Consider the following 24,627-nt stretch of genomic DNA (forward strand, 5'->3'; position numbering starts at 1 on the left):
AAAATCGCAATAAAACAGTGCACATGACTAATTAAGTTTTGTGTACTGTTTTAATTTTGCAATTTTTATAAATAGATTTTGTAATTAAAATAAAAATTTGCTATAGTTATTCATGTATTTAAAAGGTTGGGGATTAGCATAATGGGATTGTGCTAGCACAGTTATTTATGCATTGTCATGCCTATCTATTACTTACTAACTAAAAAATAATGAAATGGGTGTAAACTATATGCCTGAAAGAGAACGTACATCTCCTCAGTATGAATCATTCCACGAATTGTACAAGAACTATACTACCAAGGAACTCACTCAAAAAGCTAAAACTCTTAAGTTGACGAACTATAGTAAATTAAATAAAAAAGAACTTGTTCTAGCTATTATGGAAGCACAAATGGAAAAAGATGGTAACTATTATATGGAAGGTATCTTAGATGATATTCAACCAGATGGTTATGGTTTTTTAAGAACAGTGAACTATTCTAAAGGGGAAAAAGATATTTATATATCTGCTAGCCAAATTCGTCGTTTTGAAATTAAACGTGGGGATAAAGTAACTGGGAAAGTTAGAAAACCTAAAGATAACGAAAAATATTATGGCTTATTACAAGTTGACTTTGTCAATGACCATAACGCAGAAGAAGTGAAGAAACGTCCGCATTTCCAAGCTTTGACACCACTTTATCCAGATGAGCGTATTAAATTAGAGACAGAAACACAAAATTATTCAACGCGCATCATGGATTTAGTAACACCGATTGGTTTAGGTCAACGTGGTTTAATAGTGGCGCCACCTAAAGCAGGTAAAACATCGTTATTAAAAGAAATAGCGAATGCAATCAGTACGAACAAACCAGATGCAAAGCTATTTATTTTGTTAGTTGGCGAGCGTCCTGAAGAGGTAACAGATTTAGAACGCTCAGTAGAAGCTGCTGAAGTCGTTCATTCAACGTTTGACGAACCACCAGAACACCATGTTAAAGTAGCTGAATTATTACTTGAACGTGCAAAGCGTTTAGTAGAAATTGGGGAAGATGTCATTATTTTAATGGATTCTATAACGAGATTAGCACGCGCTTATAACTTAGTTATTCCACCAAGTGGTCGTACATTATCAGGTGGTTTAGATCCTGCATCTTTACACAAACCAAAAGCATTCTTCGGTGCAGCGAGAAATATTGAAGCGGGTGGAAGTTTAACAATACTTGCAACTGCATTAGTTGATACGGGTTCACGTATGGACGATATGATTTACGAAGAATTTAAAGGAACAGGTAACATGGAGTTACATTTAGATCGTAAATTGTCTGAACGTCGTATCTTCCCTGCAATTGATATTGGCAGAAGTTCAACGCGTAAAGAAGAATTGTTGATAAGTAAATCTGAATTAGACACATTATGGCAATTAAGAAATCTATTCACTGACTCAACTGACTTTACTGAAAGATTTATTCGCAAACTTAAAAGGTCTAAGAATAATGAAGATTTCTTCAAGCAGCTACAAAAGTCTGCAGAAGAAAGTACTAAAACGGGTCGACCTATAATTTAATAAACATTATATAGGGGCTTGCGTTTTGAATTAATTACCTTTATAATTACACAGTATTGGGTAAAAACTCACAAATAACTCTGTTCCAGATGGTTCAGGGCAAAGGAGCTGAAAATAATGAAACAAGGAATTCATCCTGAGTATCACCAAGTAATCTTTTTAGATACTACTACAAACTTCAAATTCTTAAGCGGTTCTACAAAAACATCTTCAGAAATGATGGAGTGGGAAGATGGAAAAGAATACCCAGTTATTCGTTTAGATATTTCATCTGATTCACATCCATTCTACACTGGACGTCAAAAATTCGCTGCTGCGGATGGACGTGTGGAACGTTTCAACAAAAAGTTTGGTCTTAAATCAAACAACTAATATAGTAATCGTTAAGCTGTCTGCATCCTATAATGGAATTGTAGACAGCTTTTTTATTTATAAGCGTAGTAAGGGTATATACTTACGACTGTGTTCAAAGAAGTGACTCAATACCATGTTGTTAATACATAATGATAAATTTCCCCCTTTATTAAAGTTTGTATTGAGTAGAAACACCGCACGAATAAGAAGCAACAAATTAGAATAGCTGTATATAAATATGCAAGACAAATTTATAAAATAATTGTTCATGTACAATATCGATATAATTATGAAAAAGACATTTATGAATATTTGAAATATGATATAATAAAGCGATTATGTTTTGAAAAAGGTGGAACTCTCAATGTATGAAACTTACCATTCCGGTTGGATAGAATGTATTACAGGTAGTATGTTTAGCGGTAAATCCGAAGAACTAATAAGACGTCTAAGAAGGGGTATATACGCTAAACAAAAAGTCGTTGTATTTAAACCGGCGATTGATGATCGATATCATAAAGAAAAAGTGGTCTCTCATAATGGTAATGCCATTGAAGCGATTAATATTTCTAAAGCAAGTGAAATTATGACGCACGACTTAACTAATGTTGATGTTATAGGAATAGACGAAGTGCAATTTTTTGACGATGAAATTGTAAGTATAGTAGAAAAACTATCAGCAGATGGACACCGTGTTATTGTTGCTGGATTAGATATGGATTTTAGGGGCGAACCGTTCGAACCAATGCCTAAATTGATGGCTGTCAGTGAACAAGTAACGAAACTTCAAGCAGTTTGTGCTGTTTGTGGTTCTTCATCTAGTAGAACGCAACGATTAATAAATGGTAAACCAGCTAAAATCGATGATCCGATTATCTTAGTAGGTGCCAATGAAAGTTATGAGCCACGTTGTCGCGCGCACCATATCGTAGCACCTAGTGATAATAATAAGGAGGAATTATAAGTGTTTGATCAATTAGATATTGTAGAAGAAAGATACGAACAGTTAAATGAACTGTTAAGTGACCCAGATGTTGTAAATGATTCAGATAAATTACGTAAATATTCTAAAGAGCAAGCTGATTTACAAAAAACTGTAGATGTTTATCGTAACTATAAAGCTAAAAAAGAAGAATTAGCTGATATTGAAGAAATGTTAAGTGAGACTGATGATAAAGAAGAAGTAGAAATGTTAAAAGAGGAGAGTAATGGTATTAAAGCTGAACTTCCAAATCTTGAAGAAGAGCTTAAAATATTATTGATTCCTAAAGATCCTAATGATGACAAAGACGTTATTGTAGAAATAAGAGCAGCAGCAGGTGGTGATGAGGCTGCGATTTTTGCTGGTGATTTAATGCGTATGTATTCAAAGTATGCTGAATCACAAGGATTCAAAACTGAAATAGTAGAAGCGTCTGAAAGTGACCATGGTGGTTACAAAGAAATTAGTTTCTCAGTTTCTGGTAATGGCGCGTATAGTAAATTGAAATTTGAAAATGGTGCGCACCGCGTTCAACGTGTGCCTGAAACAGAATCAGGTGGACGTATTCATACTTCAACAGCTACAGTGGCAGTTTTACCAGAAGTTGAAGATGTAGAAATTGAAATTAGAAATGAAGATTTAAAAATCGACACGTATCGTTCAAGTGGTGCAGGTGGTCAGCACGTAAACACAACTGACTCTGCAGTACGTATTACCCATTTACCAACTGGTGTCATTGCAACATCTTCTGAGAAGTCTCAAATTCAAAACCGTGAAAAAGCAATGAAAGTGTTAAAAGCACGTTTATACGATATGAAAGTTCAAGAAGAACAACAAAAGTATGCGTCACAACGTAAATCAGCAGTCGGTACTGGTGATCGTTCAGAACGTATTCGAACTTATAATTATCCACAAAGCCGTGTAACAGACCATCGTATAGGTCTAACGCTTCAAAAATTAGGGCAAATTATGGAAGGCCATTTAGAAGAAATTATAGATGCACTGACTTTATCAGAGCAGACAGATAAATTGAAAGAACTTAATAATGGTGAATTATAAAGAAAAGTTAGATGAAGCAATTCATTTAACACAACAAAAAGGGTTTGAACAAACACGAGCTGAATGGTTAATGTTAGATTTATTTCAATGGACGCGTACGGACTTTGTAGTCCACATGCATGATGATATGCCGAAAGCGATGATTATGAAGTTCGACTTAGCATTACAACGTATGTTATTAGGAGAGCCTATACAGTATATAGTTGGCTTTGCCTCATTTTATGGTAGAACGTTTGATGTAAACTCAAATTGTTTGATACCAAGACCTGAAACTGAAGAAGTAATGTTGCATTTCTTACAACAGTTAGAAGATGATGCAACAATCGTAGATATCGGAACGGGTAGTGGTGTACTTGCAATTACTTTGAAATGTGAAAAGCCGGATTTAAATGTTATTGCTACTGATATTTCACTTGAAGCAATGAATATGGCTCGTAATAATGCTGAGAAGCATCAATCACAAATACAATTTTTAACAGGGGATGCATTAAAGCCCTTAATTAATGAAGGTATCAAGTTGAACGGCTTGATATCTAATCCACCATATATAGATGAAAAAGATATGGTTACGATGTCTCCAACGGTTACGAGATTCGAACCACATCAGGCATTGTTTGCAGATAACCATGGATATGCTATTTATGAATCAATCATTGAAGATTTACCTCACGTTATGGAAAAAGGCAGCCCAGTTGTTTTTGAAATTGGTTACAATCAAGGTGAGGCACTTAAATCAATAATTTTAAATAAATTTCCTGACAAAAAAATCGACATTATTAAAGATATAAATGGCCACGATCGAATCGTCTCATTTAAATGGTAATTAGAAGTTATGCCTTTGCTATGATTAGTTAAGTGCATAGCTTTTTGCTTTATATTATGATAAATAAGAAAGGCGTGATTAAGTTGGATACTAAAATTTGGGATGTTAGAGAATATAATGAAGATTTACAGCAATATCCTAAAATTAATGAAATAAAAGACATTGTTTTAAACGGTGGTTTAATAGGTTTACCAACTGAAACAGTTTATGGACTTGCAGCAAATGCGACAGATGAAGAAGCTGTAGCTAAAATATATGAAGCTAAAGGCCGTCCATCTGACAATCCGCTTATTGTTCATATACACAGTAAAGGTCAATTAAAAGATTTTACATATACTTTGGATCCACGCGTAGAAAAGTTAATGCAGGCATTCTGGCCGGGCCCTATTTCGTTTATATTGCCGTTAAAGCCAGGCTATCTATGTCGAAAAGTTTCTGGAGGTTTATCATCAGTTGCTGTTAGAATGCCAAGCCATTCTGTAGGTAGACAATTATTACAAATCATAAATGAACCTCTAGCTGCTCCAAGTGCTAATTTAAGTGGTAGACCTTCACCAACAACTTTCAATCATGTATATCAAGATTTGAATGGCCGTATCGATGGTATTGTTCAAGCTGAACAAAGTGAAGAAGGATTAGAAAGTACGGTTTTAGATTGCACATCTTTTCCTTATAAAATTGCAAGACCTGGTTCTATAACAGCAGCAATGATTACAGAAATACTTCCGAATAGTATCGCCCATGCTGATTATAATGATACTGAACAGCCAATTGCACCAGGTATGAAGTATAAGCATTACTCACCCAATACACCACTTACAATTATTACAGATATTGAGAGCAAAATTGGAAATGACGGTAAAGATTGGTCTTCTATAGCTTTTATTGTGCCGAGTAATAAGGTGGCGTTTATACCAAGTGAAGCGCAATTCATTCAATTATGTCAGGATGACAATGATGTTAAACAAGCAAGTCATAATCTTTATGATGTGTTACATTCACTTGATGAAAATGAAAATATTTCAGCGGCGTATATATACGGCTTTGAGCTGAATGATAATACAGAAGCAATTATGAATCGCATGTTAAAAGCTGCAGGTAATCACATTATTAAAGGATGTGAACTATGAAGATTTTATTCGTTTGTACAGGTAACACATGTCGTAGCCCATTAGCGGAAAGTATTGCAAAAGAGGTTATGCCAAATCATCAATTTGAATCAAGAGGTATATTCGCTGTGAACAATCAAGGTGTTTCGAATTATGTTGAAGACTTAGTTGAAGAACATCATTTAGCTGAAACGACCTTATCGCAACAATTTACTGAAGCAGATTTGAAAGCAGATATTATTTTGACGATGTCGTATTCGCACAAAGAATTAATAGAGGCACACTTTGGTTTGCAAAATCATGTTTTCACATTGCATGAATATGTAAAAGAAGCAGGAGAAGTTATAGATCCATACGGTGGAACAAAAGAAATGTATGTACATACCTATGAAGAACTTGTAAGTTTAATTTTAAAATTAAAAGATATTATTTGCTAGTAGGAATTCTGTATAATTAGTATATGTTAACAGTTAAATAAGTTATAATAGAGGAGTGTAGCACTTTGCTATATTCCTTTTTTATTTTTAGGAAGGGTGGGCTTTTATGAAAGATTTGACAATGTTATTAGACGAATTAAAAGATATGTCCTTTTTTAATAAAGGAGATATATGTTTAATTGGATGTTCAACATCGGAAGTCATTGGCGAAAAAATAGGGACTGTCGGTTCGATGGAAGTTGCAGAAACTATTTTTAATGCATTAGATGTTGTGAGTAAAGAGACAGGCGTTACTTTTGCTTTTCAAGGATGTGAACATATCAACAGAGCGATAACAATAGAAAAATCTCAGTATAATCCATTAACAATGGAAGAAGTTTCCGTCGTTCCAGATGTCCATGCTGGAGGGAGTTTGGCAACATACGCTTTTCAGCATATGAAGGATCCGATCGTGGTCGAACATATTACTGTTCCTTGTGGAATTGATATTGGTCAAACGTTAATAGGCATGCATATTAAACATGTATGTGTACCTGTAAGGACTTCAGTAAAGCAAGTAGGACAGGCAATTGTAACTATTGCCACATCTAGGCCGAAAAAGATTGGTGGCGAACGTGCTAAATACCAATAAGTTTTTTTGAAAGAAGGGGAGATTTTATGTCTTATATCACCAAGCAAGATAAAGTTATCGCAGAAGCAATCGAGAGAGAATTTCAGAGACAAAATAGCAACATAGAGTTAATCGCATCGGAAAATTTTGTATCGGAAGCGGTTATGGAAGCACAAGGTTCAGTGTTGACTAATAAGTATGCTGAAGGCTATCCAGGACGCCGATATTATGGTGGCTGTGAGTTTGTAGATGTTACTGAAAGCATCGCAATTGATCGTGCTAAAGCATTGTTTGGAGCTGAACATGTCAATGTTCAACCACATTCAGGTTCACAAGCGAACATGGCTGTTTACTTAGTTGCATTAGAAATGGGCGACACAGTTTTAGGTATGAATTTGAGTCATGGTGGTCACTTGACACATGGAGCGCCTGTTAATTTTAGTGGTAAATTCTACAATTTCGTTGAATATGGAGTAGATAAAGACACAGAACGAATCAATTATGATGAAGTTCGTAAATTAGCGTTAGAGCATAAGCCTAAGCTTATTGTGGCAGGAGCATCAGCATATTCAAGAACAATTGACTTCAAAAAGTTTAAAGAAATCGCAGATGAAGTAAACGCTAAGTTAATGGTAGACATGGCACATATTGCAGGATTAGTAGCGGCAGGTTTACATCCAAATCCAGTAGAATATGCTGATTTTGTAACAACTACAACACACAAAACATTACGCGGACCACGTGGTGGTATGATTTTATGTAAGGAAGAATATAAAAAAGACATAGATAAAACAATTTTCCCTGGTATTCAAGGTGGACCTCTTGAGCATGTTATTGCAGCAAAAGCAGTTGCTTTTGGAGAAGCGTTAGAAAATAATTTCAAAACGTATCAACAACAAGTGGTTAAAAACGCAAAAGTTCTTGCAGAAGCATTAATTAATGAAGGATTTAGAATTGTTTCTGGCGGTACAGATAATCACTTAGTAGCTGTTGATGTAAAAGGGTCTATAGGACTTACTGGTAAAGAAGCTGAAGAGACTTTAGATTCAGTTGGTATCACATGTAACAAAAATACCATTCCGTTCGATCAAGAAAAACCTTTTGTAACGAGTGGTATACGTTTAGGTACACCTGCTGCAACAACGCGTGGATTTGATGAAAAAGCTTTTGAGGAAGTTGCAAAAATCATCAGTTTAGCATTGAAAAATAGTAAAGATGAAGAAAAATTACAACAAGCTAAAGAACGCGTTGCGAAATTAACAGCTGAATATCCTCTATATCAATAAACATACACAAAGATAGGAGTAATTTTTATGAGTAAAGTACACGTTTTCGATCATCCATTAATTCAACACAAACTAAGCTATATTAGAGATGTAAATACAGGTACTAAAGAATTTAGAGAACTTGTAGACGAAGTTGGTATGTTGATGGCATATGAAGTAACTAGAGACTTAGAGCTTCAGGATGTTGATATTGAAACGCCTGTAACTAAAATGACGGCTAAACGATTAGCTGGTAAAAAATTAGCTATCGTTCCAATTTTAAGAGCTGGTTTAGGTATGACTGATGGTATTTTAAGTTTAGTACCTGCAGCCAGAGTTGGACATATCGGTTTATATCGAGATCCCGAAACATTAAAGGCTGTAGAGTATTTTGCTAAGTTACCTCAAGATATTACTGAAAGACAAATCATTGTTGTTGATCCTATGTTAGCAACAGGCGCATCAGCAATTGAAGCTATTACTTCATTGAAGAAACGTGGCGCTAAAAATATTCGCTTCATGTGTTTAATTGCAGCACCAGAAGGCGTAGAAAAGATGCATGAAGCACATCCGGATGTAGATATTTATATTGCTGCACTTGATGAAAAGCTAAATGATAAAGCATATATCACACCAGGGTTAGGCGACGCTGGAGATAGATTGTTTGGTACTAAATAGAAGAATCGGAGATAAGTAGTTTGATGAAAAAGATTATGACCATATTTGGAACAAGACCCGAAGCCATAAAGATGGCTCCTTTAGTTAAAGCTTTGGAACAAGAAAAAATGCTCGAGCCAATTGTTGTTGTTACAGCACAGCATAGAGAAATGCTTGATTCAGTATTAAGTACCTTTGAAATCAAACCAAAATACGATTTGAATATTATGAAATCAGGACAGACACTTTCTGAGATAACTTCTAAATCAATCACTCAATTAGAGCAAGTGATTCAATTAGAAAAACCAGACATGGTACTTGTACATGGTGATACGATGACGACATTTGCAGGTGGTTTAGCGGCATTTTATAACCAAGTGCCGATTGGACACGTTGAAGCAGGGCTTAGAAGTTATGATAAATATTCACCTTTTCCAGAAGAGGTGAATAGACAATTAGTTGGTGTATTAGCTGACTTACATTTTGCACCTACTAAAAATGCTGCATCGCATTTGTTAAGTGAAGGGAAATATTCAGAAAGTGTTGTTGTCACTGGTAATACAGCGATTGATGCTATGAAATATACAGTTGATGACAATTATAAATCTAACATCATGGATAAATACCATGACAAAAAATTCATTCTTATGACAGCACACCGACGAGAAAATATCGGGAAACCCATGGAAAATATATTTAAAGCGGTTAGACGCTTAATAGATGAGTATACTGATTTAGCACTGGTATATCCAATGCATAAAAACCCGAAAGTTCGAGAGGTGGCTCAAAAGATTTTAGGTAGTCATGACAGAATTGAATTGATTGAACCTTTGGACGTAGTAGATTTCCATAATTTTGCTAAAAAATCTTATTTTATTTTGACAGATTCAGGTGGAATTCAGGAAGAAGCGCCATCATTTAATAAGCCAGTTTTAGTTTTGCGAAGCGTTACAGAACGTCCTGAAGGTGTTGAAGCTGGCACATTAAAAGTCATTGGAACAAATAAGCAAAATGTGTATCAAGCTGCAAAAGAATTAATCGATGATGAGAGATTATATCATCAAATGTCTGAAGCATCTAATCCTTACGGTGATGGATTTGCTTCAGAAAGAATAGTTAATCATATTAAGTATTATTTGAATTTAATCACTGAAAAACCAAGCGATTTCTGAGGAAAATAGACTTTTTGTCTAATTGTGTCTAAATTGTGTCTAACTATGCTTATTTTTTTACAACAATTTGAATAGAATTGACACCACAAATCGCCTATATTATCATTTAGTTTGTATGAGTGGAACGGTTTTCATGATTGATATCAGTCACACGGAGGCATATAAAATGAGTCGTTTCTACAACATTTTTAAACAGTTCATTCAATATTATTTTTATCTAATAATAATATTGGGAGGATTATACCTTTATACACACCATGCATTTATCTTAGGATTAATCATTGGTGTTACTGGTTCTGCAATCAACACATGTATTTTTGAATGCTATTTAGCTAAAGCTAAAAGACCAGACACTATGTATATTTCAACTGGAAATATGTGGCGATACTTAGTTGCAATTATTGCCTGTATGACTTGGTACCTTAATAAAGCGCATGTAAGTATCATCGGTATAATTATTGGTTTAATGATTTCATATGTTGTAGTTATCATACGTCCTTTACTAAAGGTGAGCAAATAAATTAAGAAAGAGGTGAGATTATGGATCACAAATCCCCGCTCGTGAGTTGGAATTTATTCGGTTTTGATATCGTTTTCAATTTATCAAGTATATTGATGATACTTGTTACGGCGTTTCTTGTTTTTCTACTTGCTATCATTTGTACGCGTAATTTGAAAAAAAGACCAACTGGCAAACAAAATTTCGTTGAATGGATTTTTGATTTCGTGAGGGGAATCATTGAAGGTAACATGGCTTGGAAAAAAGGTGGTCAATTCCACTTCTTAGCAGTAACGCTGATTCTGTACATTTTTATAGCTAATATGTTAGGTCTTCCGTTTTCTATAGTAACGAAAGATCACACATTGTGGTGGAAATCACCGACAGCTGATGCAACAGTGACTTTAACGTTGTCTACAACGATAATACTGTTAACTCACTTTTATGGAATTAAAATGCGTGGTACGAAACAATATCTTAAAGGTTATGTACAGCCGTTTTGGCCATTGGCAATTATTAATGTTTTTGAAGAGTTCACTTCAACATTAACGCTTGGTCTGCGTTTGTACGGTAACATATTTGCAGGTGAGATACTATTAACATTACTTGCTGGCTTATTCTTTAACGAACCAGCATGGGGTTGGATTATTAGTATCCCAGGATTAATTGTTTGGCAAGCATTTTCAATATTTGTAGGAACAATCCAAGCATATATCTTTATTATGCTTTCGATGGTTTATATGTCACATAAAGTGGCAGATGAACACTAAAAATTTCAATAATTATATACAATCACAGGAGGAAATTAAATTATGAATTTAATCGCAGCAGCAATCGCAATTGGTTTATCAGCATTAGGAGCAGGTATCGGTAACGGTTTAATCGTTTCAAGAACAGTTGAAGGTGTAGCACGTCAACCAGAAGCACGTGGTCAATTAATGGGTATCATGTTCATTGGTGTAGGTTTAGTTGAGGCATTACCTATCATCGGTGTAGTAATTGCATTCATGACATTTGCTGGATAATTAACAGATAAAAGAGGTCGGGACAAAGCGCATAGGACATAATTCATGATGCATATATAGTAATATCTTTGAACTTTATTAAATAGTTGAGATATGAACGCACCATGCCTATCGCATAAATTCAGTAGGTCCTAACCTCGTCGTTTTTTTCTATATAACACTAGCGATTATTTTAATGAAAGGAGTGTCATGAACCCGTGACTGAAACAGCTAACTTATTCGTTCTTGGTGCAGCTGGAGGCGTTGAGTGGGGTACTGTGATTGTACAGGTCCTAACTTTCATCGTGTTACTTGCGTTACTTAAAAAGTTCGCATGGGGTCCATTGAAAGATGTAATGGATAAACGTGAAAGAGATATTAACAGAGATATCGATGACGCAGAACAAGCTAAGTTAAATGCACAGAAACTTGAAGAAGAAAATAAACAAAAACTTAAAGAAACACAAGAAGAAGTTCAAAAGATTTTAGAAGATGCTAAGGTTCAAGCACGTCAACAGCAAGAACAAATTATTCATGAAGCAAACGTACGTGCAAACGGTATGATTGAAACAGCACAAAGTGAAATCAATAGCCAAAAAGAACGTGCCATTGCAGATATTAATAATCAAGTATCTGAACTATCAGTGTTAATTGCTTCTAAAGTTCTTAGAAAAGAAATTTCTGAACAAGACCAAAAAGCATTGGTTGACAAGTATCTAAAAGAGGCAGGCGATAAATAATGGTAAAAGTAGCTAACAAGTATGCTAAAGCATTATTTGACGTGTCATTAGATACAAATAATTTAGAGACTATTAATGAAGAATTAACAGTTATAAATGAAGCAGTAAAAGATAAAATTGAGCAATTGAAAATGGTTGACAGTAATCCAACTCAAACAGCAGAACAACGTCGTGAGTTGATTAATGGTGTATTTACTGACATTAATCCATACATTAAAAATATGATGTACGTGTTAGCAGATAATAGACATATCTCATTAATAGCTGACGTATTCAAGGCGTTCCAAAGCTTATATAACGGACACTACAATCAAGATTTTGCAACAATTGAGTCAACATATGAATTGAGTCAAGAAGAGTTAGATAAGATTGTCAAACTAGTAACTCAACAAACGAAGTTATCTAAAGTTATTGTAGATACAAAAATTAATCCAGATTTAATTGGTGGATTTAGAGTTAAAGTCGGCACAACTGTATTAGATGGTAGTGTTAGAAATGATCTTGTCCAATTACAAAGAAAATTTAGAAGAGTTAATTAATTATAAAGAGGAGTGACATAGATGGCCATAAAAGCTGAAGAAATCAGTGCATTACTTCGCTCACAAATTGAAAATTATGAGTCAGAAATGTCCGTAACTGATGTAGGTACTGTATTACAAATTGGTGATGGTATTGCATTAATTCACGGATTAAATGACGTTATGGCTGGTGAGCTAGTAGAATTCCATAACGGCGTACTTGGTTTAGCCCAAAACCTTGAAGAGTCAAACGTGGGTGTGGTTATTTTAGGACCATATACAGGTATTACTGAAGGTGACGAAGTTAAACGTACTGGTCGTATCATGGAAGTGCCAGTAGGTGAAGAACTAATCGGAAGAGTTGTTAATCCATTAGGACAACCTATTGATGGACAAGGACCGATTAACACAACTAAAACACGTCCAGTAGAGAAAAAAGCTACTGGTGTAATGGATCGTAAATCAGTAGATGAGCCATTACAAACAGGTATCAAAGCAATTGATGCTTTAGTACCAATTGGTAGAGGTCAACGTGAGTTAATCATTGGTGACCGTCAAACAGGTAAAACAACAATTGCAATTGACACAATTTTGAACCAAAAAGATCAAGGTACGATTTGTATCTATGTTGCTATTGGTCAAAAAGATTCAACAGTAAGAGCAAATGTTGAAAAGTTAAGACAAGCAGGCGCTTTAGACTACACTATTGTTGTAGCAGCATCAGCTTCTGAACCTTCTCCATTATTATATATTGCACCATATTCAGGTGTAACAATGGGTGAAGAATTCATGTTTAACGGTAAACATGTTTTAATCGTTTATGATGATTTAACTAAACAAGCAGCAGCTTATCGTGAGTTATCATTATTATTACGTAGACCTCCAGGTCGTGAAGCATACCCAGGTGACGTATTCTACTTACATAGTAGATTATTAGAAAGAGCAGCAAAATTAAACGATGACTTAGGTGGCGGTTCAATTACTGCATTACCAATTATCGAAACACAAGCTGGTGATATTTCAGCTTATGTACCAACAAACGTTATTTCAATTACAGATGGACAAATCTTCTTACAATCTGATTTATTCTTCTCAGGTGTAAGACCAGCGATTAATGCCGGACAATCTGTATCTCGTGTTGGTGGATCTGCACAAATTAAAGCAATGAAGAAAGTTGCTGGTACGTTACGTCTTGACTTAGCGTCATACAGAGAACTTGAATCATTTGCACAATTCGGTTCAGACCTTGATGAATTTACTGCAAGTAAATTAGAACGTGGTAAACGTACTGTTGAAGTCTTAAAACAAGATCAAAACAAACCATTACCAGTTGAACACCAAGTGTTGATTATTTATGCATTAACAAAAGGATATTTAGATGATATTCCAGTTGTAGATATCACACGTTTTGAAGACGAGTTAAACCACTGGGCAGAATCAAATGCTACTGAACTGTTAAATGAAATCAGAGAAACTGGTGGCTTACCAGATGCTGAGAAGTTTGACACAGCAATTAACGAATTCAAAAAAAGCTTTAGCAAATCTGAATAATAAACAAGTTTAGTATAAGGTGGTGAGATAGTGGCTTCTCTTAAAGAAATAGATACTCGAATAAAATCAACCAAAAAAATGAAGCAGATTACGAAAGCGATGAACATGGTATCAAGTTCAAAACTTCGTAGAGCTGAAAAAAATACAAAACAATTCACACCATATATGGATAAAATGCAAGATGCAATTACTGCAGTTGCAGGGGCAAGTAGCAATACAAACCATCCAATGCTAAGACCTCGTAAAATTACTAGAAGTGGATATTTAGTTATCACGAGTGATAAAGGTTTAGCAGGTGCATATAGTGCAAACGTGCTTAAAAAATTGATTACTGATATTGAAGCGAAACATCAAGATAGTAGCGAATACAGTATTGTAGTTTTAGGGCAACAAGGTGTTGATTTCCTAAAAAATAGAGGTTATGACATTGAGTATTCTCAAGTAGACGTACCTGATCAACCTTCTTTCAAATCTGTTCAAGCACTAGCTAACCATGCTATAGACTTATACAGTGAAGAAGAAATTGATGAATTAAATATATACTATAGTCATTATGTCAGCGTTCTTGAAAACAAGCCTACATCTAGACAAGTATTACCATTATCTCAAGAGGATTCTAGTAAGGGGCATGGTCATTTGTCTTCTTATGAATTTGAGCCAGATAAAGAATCTATCTTAAGTGTAATCTTGCCTCAATATGTTGAGAGTTTGATTTACGGAACAATATTAGACGCAAAAGCAAGTGAGCATGCAACACGTATGACTGCGATGAAAAATGCCACTGATAATGCAACTGAACTTATTGATGACTTATCATTAGAATATAACAGAGCGAGACAAGCAGAAATTACGCAACAAATTACTGAAATTGTTGGTGGTTCCGCAGCGCTTGAATAATATTTAAAGGAGGAAAATAGCATGGGAATTGGCCGTGTAACTCAAGTTATGGGTCCTGTAATTGATGTTCGATTTGAACATAACCAAGTTCCTAAAATTAATAACGCCTTGGTTATTGATGTGCCTAAAGAAGAAGGTACAATACAACTAACATTAGAAGTTGCGCTGCAATTAGGTGACGACGTTGTTCGTACAATTGCGATGGATTCAACTGATGGTGTCCAAAGAGGCATGGATGTAAAAGATACAGGCAAAGAAATTAGTGTACCTGTTGGTGACGAAACATTAGGTCGTGTATTTAATGTACTAGGTGAAACAATTGACCTTAAAGAAGAAATTAGTGATTCTGTTCGCCGCGATCCTATCCATCGTCAAGCACCAGCATTCGATGAACTTTCAACAGAAGTTCAAATTTTAGAAACAGGTATTAAAGTAGTAGATTTACTAGCACCTTATATTAAAGGTGGTAAAATCGGATTGTTCGGTGGTGCCGGTGTAGGTAAAACAGTATTAATCCAAGAATTAATTAACAACATCGCTCAAGAGCACGGTGGTATTTCTGTATTCGCCGGTGTAGGTGAACGTACTCGTGAAGGTAACGATTTATACTTCGAAATGAGTGACAGTGGTGTAATTAAGAAAACAGCCATGGTATTCGGGCAAATGAATGAGCCACCTGGTGCACGTATGCGTGTTGCATTATCTGGTTTAACAATGGCTGAATATTTCCGTGACGAACAAGGTCAAGACGTATTATTATTCATCGATAACATTTTCAGATTTACACAAGCTGGTTCTGAGGTATCTGCATTATTAGGTCGTATGCCTTCTGCAGTAGGTTACCAACCAACACTTGCTACTGAAATGGGACAATTACAAGAACGTATTACGTCTACAACAAAAGGATCAGTAACTTCTATTCAAGCGGTATTCGTACCTGCCGATGACTATACTGACCCAGCGCCTGCGACAGCGTTTGCCCATTTAGATGCAACTACAAACTTAGAACGTAAATTAACTGAAATGGGTATTTATCCAGCCGTGGATCCATTAGCGTCTACATCAAGAGCATTGGAACCATCAATTGTAGGTCAAGAACATTATGAAGTAGCTCGTGATGTACAATCAACACTTCAAAAATACCGTGAATTACAAGATATCATTGCTATCTTAGGTATGGACGAATTATCTGATGAAGATAAACAAACAGTTGAACGCGCACGTAGAATTCAATTCTTCTTATCTCAAAACTTCCACGTAGCGGAACAATTTACTGGTCAAAAAGGTTCTTATGTACCTGTTAAGACAACAGTTGCAAACTTTAAAGATATCTTAGATGGTAAATATGACCATATTCCAGAAGATGCATTCCGTTTAGTTGGTAGCATGGATGATGTTATTGCAAAAGCTAAAGATATGGGTGTTGAAGTATAACAATTAGGAGGAATGGATAATGAATACATTAAACCTAGATATTGTCACTCCTAATGGTTCTGTTTACAATCGTGATAATGTTGAACTCGTTGTTATGCAAACAACAGCTGGTGAGATAGGTGTCATGAGTGGACATATTCCAACTGTAGCTGCTTTAAAAACAGGCTTTGTAAAAGTGAAATTTCACGATGGAACTGAATATATTGCTGTAAGCGATGGCTTTGTTGAAGTTAGAAAAGATAAAGTTTCAATCATTGTTCAGACTGCAGAAACTGCAAGAGAAATTGATGTTGAAAGAGCTAAATTAGCCAAAGCAAGAGCAGAGTCTCACTTGGAAAATGATGACGACAATACTGATATTCATAGAGCCGAAAGAGCTTTAGAGAGAGCAAATAACCGTTTGCGTGTGGCTGAATTAAAATAGTAAATAAAGGGTCGAAGATGTGATTTCATATCTTCGACCCTTTTTTGAATTATATTGATTTAAAGATACAAAACATGAGAGTGGGAAGGAATTGATAAAGAACCATTAAAGATTTATGATGTAGTGGTTCTTTATCATTAAACACAGCTAATGTGTATTTAAAATAGGAATACATGAGTAAAACTCATGTATAAGAAATACTAATTTCTAAAGAAAAAGTATTTCTTTATGTTGGGGCCCCGCCCCCAACTTGCATTGTCTGTAGAAATTGGGAATCCAATTTCTCTTTGTTGGGGCCCCGCAAACTACTGCCAAATATAACACTATAGAGTCTAGACATTGATTTATGTCCGACTCCCAAGAATAGTTTTACTTTTTTACAATCACTAATAGATTGCTAAAATCAAAATTTCCTTCACCACTATCTACAGTCGACATTTCATTTTTTGAAATTATCTACATTTTTTCATACCAAGATATTTTATAGTTATGATATTTATGTAAAAAGAATTATATAGTAAGTTAGCTTAAACTTTACTAAAAACGGGTATTAAACTTTGTATCATTATTTAAATTTTTCATGTACAATGTAATACAGTAATCTTATGAGGTGATAAAATGGATTATATCGGACAATATGCAGTTATCCATTTAGTGTTACATGTTGTATGTATTTGTATTGCCTATTGGGCTTTACAATCAATTAGATTAGATCAATTTTTTAAAAAAGGATACGCCACTCAATTACAAGTGTGTATGATATTTGTTGCTATTTTATTAGGCACTGCAGTAAGCAATTTTATTGTAGATTTGTTACAATACTCGACGCAGGTAAAATATTTAATAAAATAAGTCTAACTCTATGATTTGTAATCAAAACTAGATATAATTAAATAATGACTTAAAATAATTTTAAAATAGGGAAATGTAAAGTAATAGGAGTTCTAAGTGGAGGATTTACGATGGATAAAATAGTAATCAAAGGTGGAAATAAATTAACGGGTGAAGTTAAAGTAGAAGGTGCTAAAAATGCAGTATTACCAATATTGACAGCATCTTTATTAGCTTCTGATAAACCGAGCAAATTAGTTAATGTTCCAGCTTTAAGTGATGTAGAAACAATAAATAATGTATTAACAACTTTAAATGCTGACGTTACATACAAAAAGGACGAAAATGCTGTTGTCGTTGATGCAACAAAGACTCTAAATGAAGAGGCACCATATGAATATGTTAGTAAAATGCGTGCAAGTATTTTAGTTATGGGACCTCTTTTAGCAAGACTAGGACATGCTATTGTTGCATTGCCTGGTGGTTGTGCAATTGGAAGTAGACCGATTGAGCAACACATTAAAGGTTTTGAAGCTTTAGGCGCAGAAATTCATCTTGAAAATGGTAATATTTATGCTAATGCTAAAGATGGATTAAAAGGTACATCAATTCATTTAGATTTTCCAAGTGTAGGAGCAACACAAAATATTATTATGGCAGCATCATTAGCTAAGGGTAAGACTTTAATTGAAAATGCAGCTAAAGAACCTGAAATTGTCGATTTAGCAAACTACATTAATGAAATGGGTGGTAGAATTACTGGTGCTGGTACAGACACAATTACAATCAATGGTGTAGAATCATTACATGGTGTAGAACATGCTATCATTCCAGATAGAATTGAAGCAGGCACATTACTAATCGCTGGTGCTATAACGCGTGGTGATATTTTTGTACGTGGTGCAATCAAAGAACATATGGCGAGTTTAGTCTATAAACTAGAAGAAATGGGCGTTGAATTGGACTATCAAGAAGATGGTATTCGTGTACGTGCTGAAGGGGAATTACAACCTGTAGACATCAAAACTCTACCACATCCTGGATTCCCGACTGATATGCAATCACAAATGATGGCATTGTTATTAACGGCAAATGGTCATAAAGTCGTAACCGAAACTGTTTTTGAAAACCGTTTTATGCATGTTGCAGAGTTCAAACGTATGAATGCTAATATCAATGTAGAAGGTCGTAGTGCTAAACTTGAAGGTAAAAGTCAATTGCAAGGTGCACAAGTTAAAGCGACTGATTTAAGAGCAGCAGCCGCCTTAATTTTAGCTGGATTAGTTGCTGATGGTAAAACAAGCGTTACTGAATTAACGCACCTAGATAGAGGCTATGTTGACTTACACGGTAAATTGAAGCAATTAGGTGCAGACATTGAACGTATTAACGATTAATTCAGTAAATTAATATAATGGAGGATTTCAACCATGGAAACAATTTTTGATTATAACCAAATTAAACAAATTATACCTCACAGACAGCCATTTTTATTAATTGATAAAGTAGTTGAATATGAAGAAGGTCAACGTTGTGTGGCTATTAAACAAGTATCAGGAAACGAACCATTCTTTCAAGGGCATTTTCCTGAGTATGCGGTAATGCCAGGCGTATTAATTACTGAAGCGTTAGCTCAAACAGGTGCGGTAGCTATTTTAAATAGTGAAGAAAATAAAGGCAAAATCGCTTTATTTGCTGGTATTGATAAATGTCGTTTTAAACGTCAAGTAGTACCTGGTGATACTTTAACGTTGGAAGTAGAAATCACTAAAATTAAAGGACCAATCGGTAAAGGTAATGCTAAAGCTACTGTCGATGGTCAACTTGCTTGTAGTTGTGAACTTACATTTGCAATTCAAGATGTAAAATAAAACAAAAAAACATTCAAAGATTTAATGTGTTGGCATAATCTTTGAATGTTTTTTATTTTACTCTTCTAATTTTTCATCCTTTAACTTTGGTTTAGACTGCATCATTCGATTAAATGATTTTTTTAATTCTTCACCAGATAATCCATCATCAATAAGTTGTTCTAATAAACTTTCAGCATACTGTTGACGTAAAGTGTAAATATGACATTCAAATACGATAGACATTGTTGTTTTAAAATTTTTAATACTTTTCACAGTAGATTCAAATAAAGCTGGATCATTGGCTGGACGCGTGATGACGACACGAATATCCAATAACTGTTCATTGTCTTGATATTCCTTAAATGTTTCATAATGCTCATTAGAAATGACAATTTCAAGCAACCAACCCGTGCCACTTTCCTCTTTATTAATTATTACGCCATCTTCTAATTCATATTCTATAATTCTGCCGTGTTCATTCACAATTTGAAACCTTACTGCTTTAAAAGTTTTCATATTCCCACATCCCATTAGTTTAATATTTATGATTTTTGAATTATTTAGAAGATTTAAGGTCATTTCATGACTAATTTCTTTAAATATAACAAATAACGAGATGCTATAGCTATTAATTATATAAAATTTGCCATTTTGACCATTTTTAAGCTAGTAATTAAGATATAGGCATAGGAGGTGAATCACACACTACATGCTAAATAAAATCGTAATTGTCGGGAGACTGACGAAAGACGCACAAATATTTGAAAAGGAGGATAGAAAAATTGCAACGTTTTGTGTTGCAACGCACCGAAATTATAAAGATGAAAATGGAGAAATCGTCTGTGATTACTTATTCTGTAAAGCATTTGGCAAGTTAGCTTCTAATATAGAAAAATATACTAATCAAGGTACATTGGTTGGTATAACTGGTCAAATGAGATCAAGAAAGTATGATAAAGACGGACAAACACACTTTGTCACTGAATTATATGTTGAAACAATAAAATTTATGTCCCCTAAATCCCAAAATAATGAAATTCTCTCAGATAGTATTTTAGATATTGACTCTCAAAATATAGATAATCATGACTTATTAGAAATTTAAATCCAATTATCCTAAACATCCTTAATATACATTTAATCCATCCTAAATTTTTTATAGATCTAATTAACTTGAAATATACTCACTTAAAAACGACTTACATGACTAGTACTGTTGTGTAGGTCGTCTTTTTGTGTAGTTTTTCTAATAGAAAATAGACATAGATTGCAAAACGATTACATAAAAAATTGCAAATAAAAAACATTTTTACTGTCATGACAATTCTCGATAGAATCATATCTGAAATTATGGGGGATTTCGTTGTAATCACTGTGTAAAAAACAAGGCTATTTTTTTATTTTGTTGTAACCTGCACGGATTTTATAGATGTTACAGTAGTCTCTGTAAAACTTTTAGAGAAACAAATTACTTGTAGGAGGATTTTAAGATTATGAAGAAAACATTACTCGCATCATCATTAGCAGTAGGTTTAGGAATCGTAGCAGGAAATGCAGGTCACGAAGCCCATGCAAGTGAAGCGGACTTAAATAAAGCATCTTTAGCGCAAATGGCGCAATCAAATGATCAAACATTAAATCAAAAACCAATTGAAGCTGGGGCTTATAATTATACATTTGACTATGAAGGGTTTACTTATCACTTTGAATCAGATGGTACACACTTTGCTTGGAATTACCATGCAACAGGTGCTAATGGAGCAGACATGAGTGCACAAGCACCTGCAACTAATAATGTTGCACCATCAGCTGTTCAAGCTAATCAAGTACAATCACAAGAAGTTGAAGCACCACAAAATGCTCAAACTCAACAACCACAAGCATCAACATCAAACAATTCACAAGTTACTGCAACACCAACTGAATCAAAAGCATCAGAAGGTTCATCAGTAAATGTGAATGCTCATCTAAAACAAATTGCTCAACGTGAATCAGGTGGCAATATTCATGCTGTAAATCCAACATCAGGTGCAGCTGGTAAGTATCAATTCTTACAATCAACTTGGGATTCAGTAGCACCTGCTAAATATAAAGGTGTATCACCAGCAAATGCTCCTGAAAGTGTTCAAGATGCCGCAGCAGTAAAATTATATAACACTGGTGGCGCTGGACATTGGGTTACTGCATAAGCCATTTATGCATAGCTAATTAATAGTTATATAAGTAACTTTTAGATTGGAATATATCGGGGAATTCTCGATATGTTCCGGTTTTTTTATTTCGCAAATATATGTCATTATAGAATTATTATTTAAAGATAATAATACAACTTAGCAACAATAATTGAAAATGTTGAAACCGTTTGCTAAGATTAATTTGCAATTGAATACTAAGGAACTACTAGGGGAGCCTAATGATGTGGCTGAGATGAATTGTTCAGACCCTTATGACCTGATTTGGTTAGTACCAACGTAGGAAAGTAGTTATTGAAGTGATGGGGCTAGTATAGCAACATTGCCATCAAACTACTTTCATGTTGGAAGTAGTTTTTTTATTTAGGGAGGATTTTTTACAATGGAATTTTCACAAAAATTGTACCAAGCTGCAAAGCCAATCATTAATGATATTTATGAGGATGACTTTATTCAAAAAATGTTATTAGGCAATATACAAGCTGATGCATTACGTCACTATTTACAAGCTGATGCAGCTTATTTAAAAGAATTCACAAACTTATATGCTTTGTTAATTCCAAAAATGAATAGCATGAATGACGTAAAATTTTTAGTAGAGCAAATAGAATTTATGGTTGAAGGTGAAGTACTTGCGCATGATATTTTAGCGCAAATTGTTGGTGAATCATACGAAGAAATCATTAAAACAAAAGTTTGGCCTCCAAGTGGCGACCATTACATAAAACATATGTATTTCCAAGCGCATAGTCGTGAAAATGCTATTTATACAATTGCTGCAATGGCACCTTGTCCATATATTTATGCAGAATTAGCTAAGCGCTCTCAAAGTGATCATAAGCTTAATAGAGAAAAAGATACGGCAAAATGGTTTGATTTTTATAGTACTGAAATGGATGACATAATTAACGTATTTGAGGCATTAATGAATAAATTAGCCGAATCAATGTCTGACAAGGAATTGGAACAAGTAAAGCAAGTATTTTTAGAAAGTTGCATACATGAGCGTCGATTTTTCAATATGGCTATGACACTAGAACAATGGGAATTTGGAGGAAAAGTAAATGATTAAACCTAAAATAGCATTAACCATTGCAGGTACTGATCCAACAGGTGGTGCCGGCGTAATGGCTGATTTAAAATCATTTCATTCATGTGGTGTATATGGTATGGGCGTCGTTACAAGTATTGTTGCTCAAAATACATTGGGCGTACAACATATTCATAATTTAAATCATCAATGGGTAGATGAACAACTTGATAGTGTCTTCAATGATACCTTACCTCATGCTATTAAAACGGGGATGATTGCTACAGCAGATACTATGGAAACGATTCGTCATTATTTAATGCAACATGAATCTATTCCATATGTAATTGATCCTGTTATGTTGGCGAAAAGCGGTGATTCATTAATGGATAATGACACAAAGCAAAACTTGCAGCATACGTTATTGCCATTAGCTGACGTAGTAACACCGAATTTACCAGAAGCTGAAGAAATAACGGGACTAACCATTGATAGTGAAGAAAAAATTATGCAGGCTGGCCGCATCTTTATTAATGAGATTGGTAGTAAAGGTGTCATCATTAAAGGCGGTCATTCAAATGATACTGATATAGCAAAAGATTATTTATTTACTAACGAAGGTGTTCAAACATTTGAAAATGAACGATTTAAAACAAAACATACGCATGGAACAGGGTGTACATTTTCAGCAGTTATAACGGCAGAACTTGCAAAAGGTAGACGATTATTTGAGGCTGTACACAAGGCTAAAAAGTTTATTTCAATGAGTATACAATATACGCCTGAAATCGGCCGTGGTAGAGGTCCAGTGAATCATTTTGCATATTTAAAGAAAGAGGGATTAGACGATGAATTATCTAAATAAAATACGTATTGAAAACCCATTAACAATTTGTTATACAAACGATGTAGTTAAAAATTTTACAGCGAATGGTTTATTAAGTATTGGTGCTAGCCCTGCAATGAGTGAAGCTCCCGAAGAAGCTGAAGAATTTTACAAAGTTGCACAAGCGCTATTAATCAATATCGGTACTTTAACAGCAGAAAATGAACAAGATATTATTGCGATTGCTCAAACGGCAAATGAGGCAGGCTTACCTATTGTATTTGACCCTGTAGCTGTTGGTGCTTCTACATATCGAAAGCAATTTTGTAAATTATTATTGAAATCAGCGAAAGTATCAGTAATTAAAGGCAATGCATCTGAAATATTAGCGTTGATTGATGATACAGCAACTATGAAAGGTACAGATAGTGATGCTAATCTTGATGCGGTTACAATAGCGAAAAAGGCTTACGCAACATATAAAACTGCAATAGTAATCACAGGTAAAGAGGACGTTATTGTTCAAGATAATAAAGCCATCGTATTAGCTAATGGATCTCCATTATTAGCACGAGTAACTGGAGCTGGTTGTTTATTAGGAGGCGTTATTGCTGGATTTTTATTTAGAGAAACAGAACCAGACATAGAAGCGTTAATTGAAGCGGTAAGCGTATTTAATATTGCTGCTGAGGTAGCTGCTGAAAATGAAAATTGTGGTGGTCCTGGTACGTTTTCACCATTGTTGCTTGATACGTTATATCATTTAAATGAAACAACCTATCAACAACGGATTCGTATTCAAGAGGTGGAATAA

30 protein-coding genes and 1 riboswitch are annotated in these 24,627 nt (G+C 34.6%); of the genes, 29 read left to right on the forward strand and 1 reads right to left on the reverse strand.

Annotated features, from left to right (window positions below; translation table 11 throughout):
- Window positions 1-229 precede the first annotated feature (229 nt).
- From rho to fabZ, 24 genes are all read left to right on the forward strand, one after another.
- Window positions 230-1,546: a transcription termination factor Rho gene (rho, locus tag HMPREF3247_RS06040; RefSeq protein ID WP_001115101.1), complete on the forward strand. Its 1,317-nt coding sequence runs from the start codon at window positions 230-232 to the stop codon at window positions 1,544-1,546.
- Window positions 1,547-1,663: 117 nt separating this feature from the next.
- Window positions 1,664-1,918 carry a type B 50S ribosomal protein L31 gene (locus tag HMPREF3247_RS06045; RefSeq protein WP_000808968.1) on the forward strand — a complete coding sequence of 85 codons (255 nt, stop codon included), beginning with the start codon at window positions 1,664-1,666 and terminating at the stop codon, window positions 1,916-1,918.
- A gap of 346 nt (window positions 1,919-2,264) precedes the next feature.
- The gene (locus HMPREF3247_RS06050) at window positions 2,265-2,864 is read left to right on the forward strand and encodes a thymidine kinase (RefSeq protein WP_000273356.1); all 600 of its coding nucleotides are present in this window, start codon (window positions 2,265-2,267) and stop codon (window positions 2,862-2,864) included.
- Complete coding sequence (prfA, locus tag HMPREF3247_RS06055) at window positions 2,865-3,941, forward strand: peptide chain release factor 1 (RefSeq protein ID WP_000460242.1); 1,077 nt, start codon at window positions 2,865-2,867, stop codon at window positions 3,939-3,941.
- Window positions 3,928-4,764 (forward strand): peptide chain release factor N(5)-glutamine methyltransferase, encoded by an 837-nt coding sequence (gene prmC, locus HMPREF3247_RS06060; RefSeq protein ID WP_064130052.1) that lies wholly within the window; start codon window positions 3,928-3,930, stop codon window positions 4,762-4,764. The genes prfA and prmC overlap by 14 nt, the downstream gene beginning before the upstream one ends.
- 83 nt (window positions 4,765-4,847) lie before the next feature.
- On the forward strand, window positions 4,848-5,894 hold the full coding sequence (locus HMPREF3247_RS06065; protein WP_000379892.1) for an L-threonylcarbamoyladenylate synthase: 1,047 nt from the start codon (window positions 4,848-4,850) through the stop codon (window positions 5,892-5,894).
- On the forward strand, window positions 5,891-6,310 hold the full coding sequence (locus HMPREF3247_RS06070; RefSeq protein ID WP_000697334.1) for a low molecular weight protein arginine phosphatase: 420 nt from the start codon (window positions 5,891-5,893) through the stop codon (window positions 6,308-6,310). The genes HMPREF3247_RS06065 and HMPREF3247_RS06070 overlap by 4 nt, the downstream gene beginning before the upstream one ends.
- A gap of 106 nt (window positions 6,311-6,416) precedes the next feature.
- Complete coding sequence (locus HMPREF3247_RS06075) at window positions 6,417-6,941, forward strand: TIGR01440 family protein (protein WP_000654185.1); 525 nt, start codon at window positions 6,417-6,419, stop codon at window positions 6,939-6,941.
- A 26-nt stretch (window positions 6,942-6,967) separates the two neighbouring features.
- The gene (gene glyA, locus HMPREF3247_RS06080; RefSeq protein WP_000120494.1) at window positions 6,968-8,206 is read left to right on the forward strand and encodes a serine hydroxymethyltransferase; all 1,239 of its coding nucleotides are present in this window, start codon (window positions 6,968-6,970) and stop codon (window positions 8,204-8,206) included.
- 27 nt (window positions 8,207-8,233) lie between these two features.
- On the forward strand, window positions 8,234-8,863 hold the full coding sequence (upp, locus tag HMPREF3247_RS06085) for a uracil phosphoribosyltransferase (RefSeq protein ID WP_000048712.1): 630 nt from the start codon (window positions 8,234-8,236) through the stop codon (window positions 8,861-8,863).
- Window positions 8,864-8,886: 23 nt separating this feature from the next.
- Window positions 8,887-10,014: a non-hydrolyzing UDP-N-acetylglucosamine 2-epimerase gene (gene wecB, locus HMPREF3247_RS06090; RefSeq protein ID WP_000723418.1), complete on the forward strand. Its 1,128-nt coding sequence runs from the start codon at window positions 8,887-8,889 to the stop codon at window positions 10,012-10,014.
- Window positions 10,015-10,081: 67 nt separating this feature from the next.
- Entirely contained in the window at window positions 10,082-10,534 is a 453-nt protein-coding gene (locus HMPREF3247_RS06095) for an ATP synthase subunit I (RefSeq protein ID WP_083324630.1), read from the forward strand.
- A 20-nt stretch (window positions 10,535-10,554) separates the two neighbouring features.
- The gene (atpB, locus tag HMPREF3247_RS06100) at window positions 10,555-11,283 is read left to right on the forward strand and encodes a F0F1 ATP synthase subunit A (protein ID WP_000349655.1); all 729 of its coding nucleotides are present in this window, start codon (window positions 10,555-10,557) and stop codon (window positions 11,281-11,283) included.
- A 42-nt stretch (window positions 11,284-11,325) separates the two neighbouring features.
- Window positions 11,326-11,538, forward strand: a complete 213-nt coding sequence (gene atpE / locus HMPREF3247_RS06105; protein WP_001048816.1) for a F0F1 ATP synthase subunit C — start codon at window positions 11,326-11,328, stop codon at window positions 11,536-11,538.
- A 197-nt stretch (window positions 11,539-11,735) separates the two neighbouring features.
- Entirely contained in the window at window positions 11,736-12,257 is a 522-nt protein-coding gene (locus HMPREF3247_RS06110) for a F0F1 ATP synthase subunit B (RefSeq protein ID WP_000140679.1), read from the forward strand.
- Entirely contained in the window at window positions 12,257-12,796 is a 540-nt protein-coding gene (locus tag HMPREF3247_RS06115; protein WP_000241344.1) for a F0F1 ATP synthase subunit delta, read from the forward strand. The genes HMPREF3247_RS06110 and HMPREF3247_RS06115 overlap by 1 nt, the downstream gene beginning before the upstream one ends.
- Before the next feature lie 21 nt (window positions 12,797-12,817).
- Window positions 12,818-14,326: a F0F1 ATP synthase subunit alpha gene (atpA, locus tag HMPREF3247_RS06120; protein WP_000974881.1), complete on the forward strand. Its 1,509-nt coding sequence runs from the start codon at window positions 12,818-12,820 to the stop codon at window positions 14,324-14,326.
- A gap of 30 nt (window positions 14,327-14,356) precedes the next feature.
- Window positions 14,357-15,223: an ATP synthase F1 subunit gamma gene (gene atpG, locus HMPREF3247_RS06125; protein WP_000157603.1), complete on the forward strand. Its 867-nt coding sequence runs from the start codon at window positions 14,357-14,359 to the stop codon at window positions 15,221-15,223.
- Between the two features lie 21 nt (window positions 15,224-15,244).
- Window positions 15,245-16,657: a F0F1 ATP synthase subunit beta gene (gene atpD / locus HMPREF3247_RS06130; protein ID WP_000511143.1), complete on the forward strand. Its 1,413-nt coding sequence runs from the start codon at window positions 15,245-15,247 to the stop codon at window positions 16,655-16,657.
- A gap of 19 nt (window positions 16,658-16,676) precedes the next feature.
- On the forward strand, window positions 16,677-17,081 hold the full coding sequence (locus HMPREF3247_RS06135; protein WP_001094394.1) for a F0F1 ATP synthase subunit epsilon: 405 nt from the start codon (window positions 16,677-16,679) through the stop codon (window positions 17,079-17,081).
- A 394-nt stretch (window positions 17,082-17,475) separates the two neighbouring features.
- Entirely contained in the window at window positions 17,476-17,568 is a 93-nt protein-coding gene (locus HMPREF3247_RS06140; protein WP_001790611.1) for a hypothetical protein, read from the forward strand.
- A gap of 131 nt (window positions 17,569-17,699) precedes the next feature.
- Window positions 17,700-17,933 (forward strand): DUF1146 family protein, encoded by a 234-nt coding sequence (locus tag HMPREF3247_RS06145; protein WP_000384523.1) that lies wholly within the window; start codon window positions 17,700-17,702, stop codon window positions 17,931-17,933.
- 110 nt (window positions 17,934-18,043) lie between these two features.
- On the forward strand, window positions 18,044-19,309 hold the full coding sequence (murA, locus tag HMPREF3247_RS06150) for a UDP-N-acetylglucosamine 1-carboxyvinyltransferase (protein ID WP_000358006.1): 1,266 nt from the start codon (window positions 18,044-18,046) through the stop codon (window positions 19,307-19,309).
- A gap of 33 nt (window positions 19,310-19,342) precedes the next feature.
- Window positions 19,343-19,783, forward strand: coding sequence for a 3-hydroxyacyl-ACP dehydratase FabZ (gene fabZ, locus HMPREF3247_RS06155; protein WP_000447678.1), 441 nt, complete (start codon window positions 19,343-19,345; stop codon window positions 19,781-19,783).
- A gap of 57 nt (window positions 19,784-19,840) precedes the next feature.
- Here fabZ and HMPREF3247_RS06160 read toward each other — a convergent pair whose 3' ends face one another.
- A complete protein-coding gene (locus HMPREF3247_RS06160; RefSeq protein WP_000846746.1) occupies window positions 19,841-20,281 on the reverse strand; it encodes a YwpF-like family protein in 441 nt (146 codons plus the stop codon).
- Between the two features lie 193 nt (window positions 20,282-20,474).
- Here HMPREF3247_RS06160 and HMPREF3247_RS06165 point away from each other — a divergent pair, with 193 nt between their 5' ends.
- From HMPREF3247_RS06165 to thiM, 5 genes are all read left to right on the forward strand, one after another.
- Window positions 20,475-20,870, forward strand: coding sequence for a single-stranded DNA-binding protein (locus HMPREF3247_RS06165; protein WP_000932694.1), 396 nt, complete (start codon window positions 20,475-20,477; stop codon window positions 20,868-20,870).
- Window positions 20,871-21,258: 388 nt separating this feature from the next.
- Window positions 21,259-21,954 carry a lytic transglycosylase SceD gene (gene sceD, locus HMPREF3247_RS06170; RefSeq protein ID WP_000752001.1) on the forward strand — a complete coding sequence of 232 codons (696 nt, stop codon included), beginning with the start codon at window positions 21,259-21,261 and terminating at the stop codon, window positions 21,952-21,954.
- A gap of 203 nt (window positions 21,955-22,157) precedes the next feature.
- A riboswitch (TPP riboswitch) is annotated at window positions 22,158-22,260 on the forward strand.
- Window positions 22,261-22,339: 79 nt separating this feature from the next.
- Window positions 22,340-23,029 (forward strand): thiaminase II, encoded by a 690-nt coding sequence (gene tenA / locus HMPREF3247_RS06175; RefSeq protein WP_000396067.1) that lies wholly within the window; start codon window positions 22,340-22,342, stop codon window positions 23,027-23,029.
- Window positions 23,022-23,852 carry a bifunctional hydroxymethylpyrimidine kinase/phosphomethylpyrimidine kinase gene (gene thiD, locus HMPREF3247_RS06180; protein WP_000594960.1) on the forward strand — a complete coding sequence of 277 codons (831 nt, stop codon included), beginning with the start codon at window positions 23,022-23,024 and terminating at the stop codon, window positions 23,850-23,852. The genes tenA and thiD overlap by 8 nt, the downstream gene beginning before the upstream one ends.
- On the forward strand, window positions 23,836-24,627 hold the full coding sequence (gene thiM / locus HMPREF3247_RS06185; RefSeq protein WP_001108482.1) for a hydroxyethylthiazole kinase: 792 nt from the start codon (window positions 23,836-23,838) through the stop codon (window positions 24,625-24,627). Before thiD ends, thiM begins: the two co-directional genes overlap by 17 nt.

Source organism: Staphylococcus sp. HMSC36A10 (assembly GCF_001838845.1).
Lineage (GTDB): Bacteria > Bacillota > Bacilli > Staphylococcales > Staphylococcaceae > Staphylococcus > Staphylococcus aureus.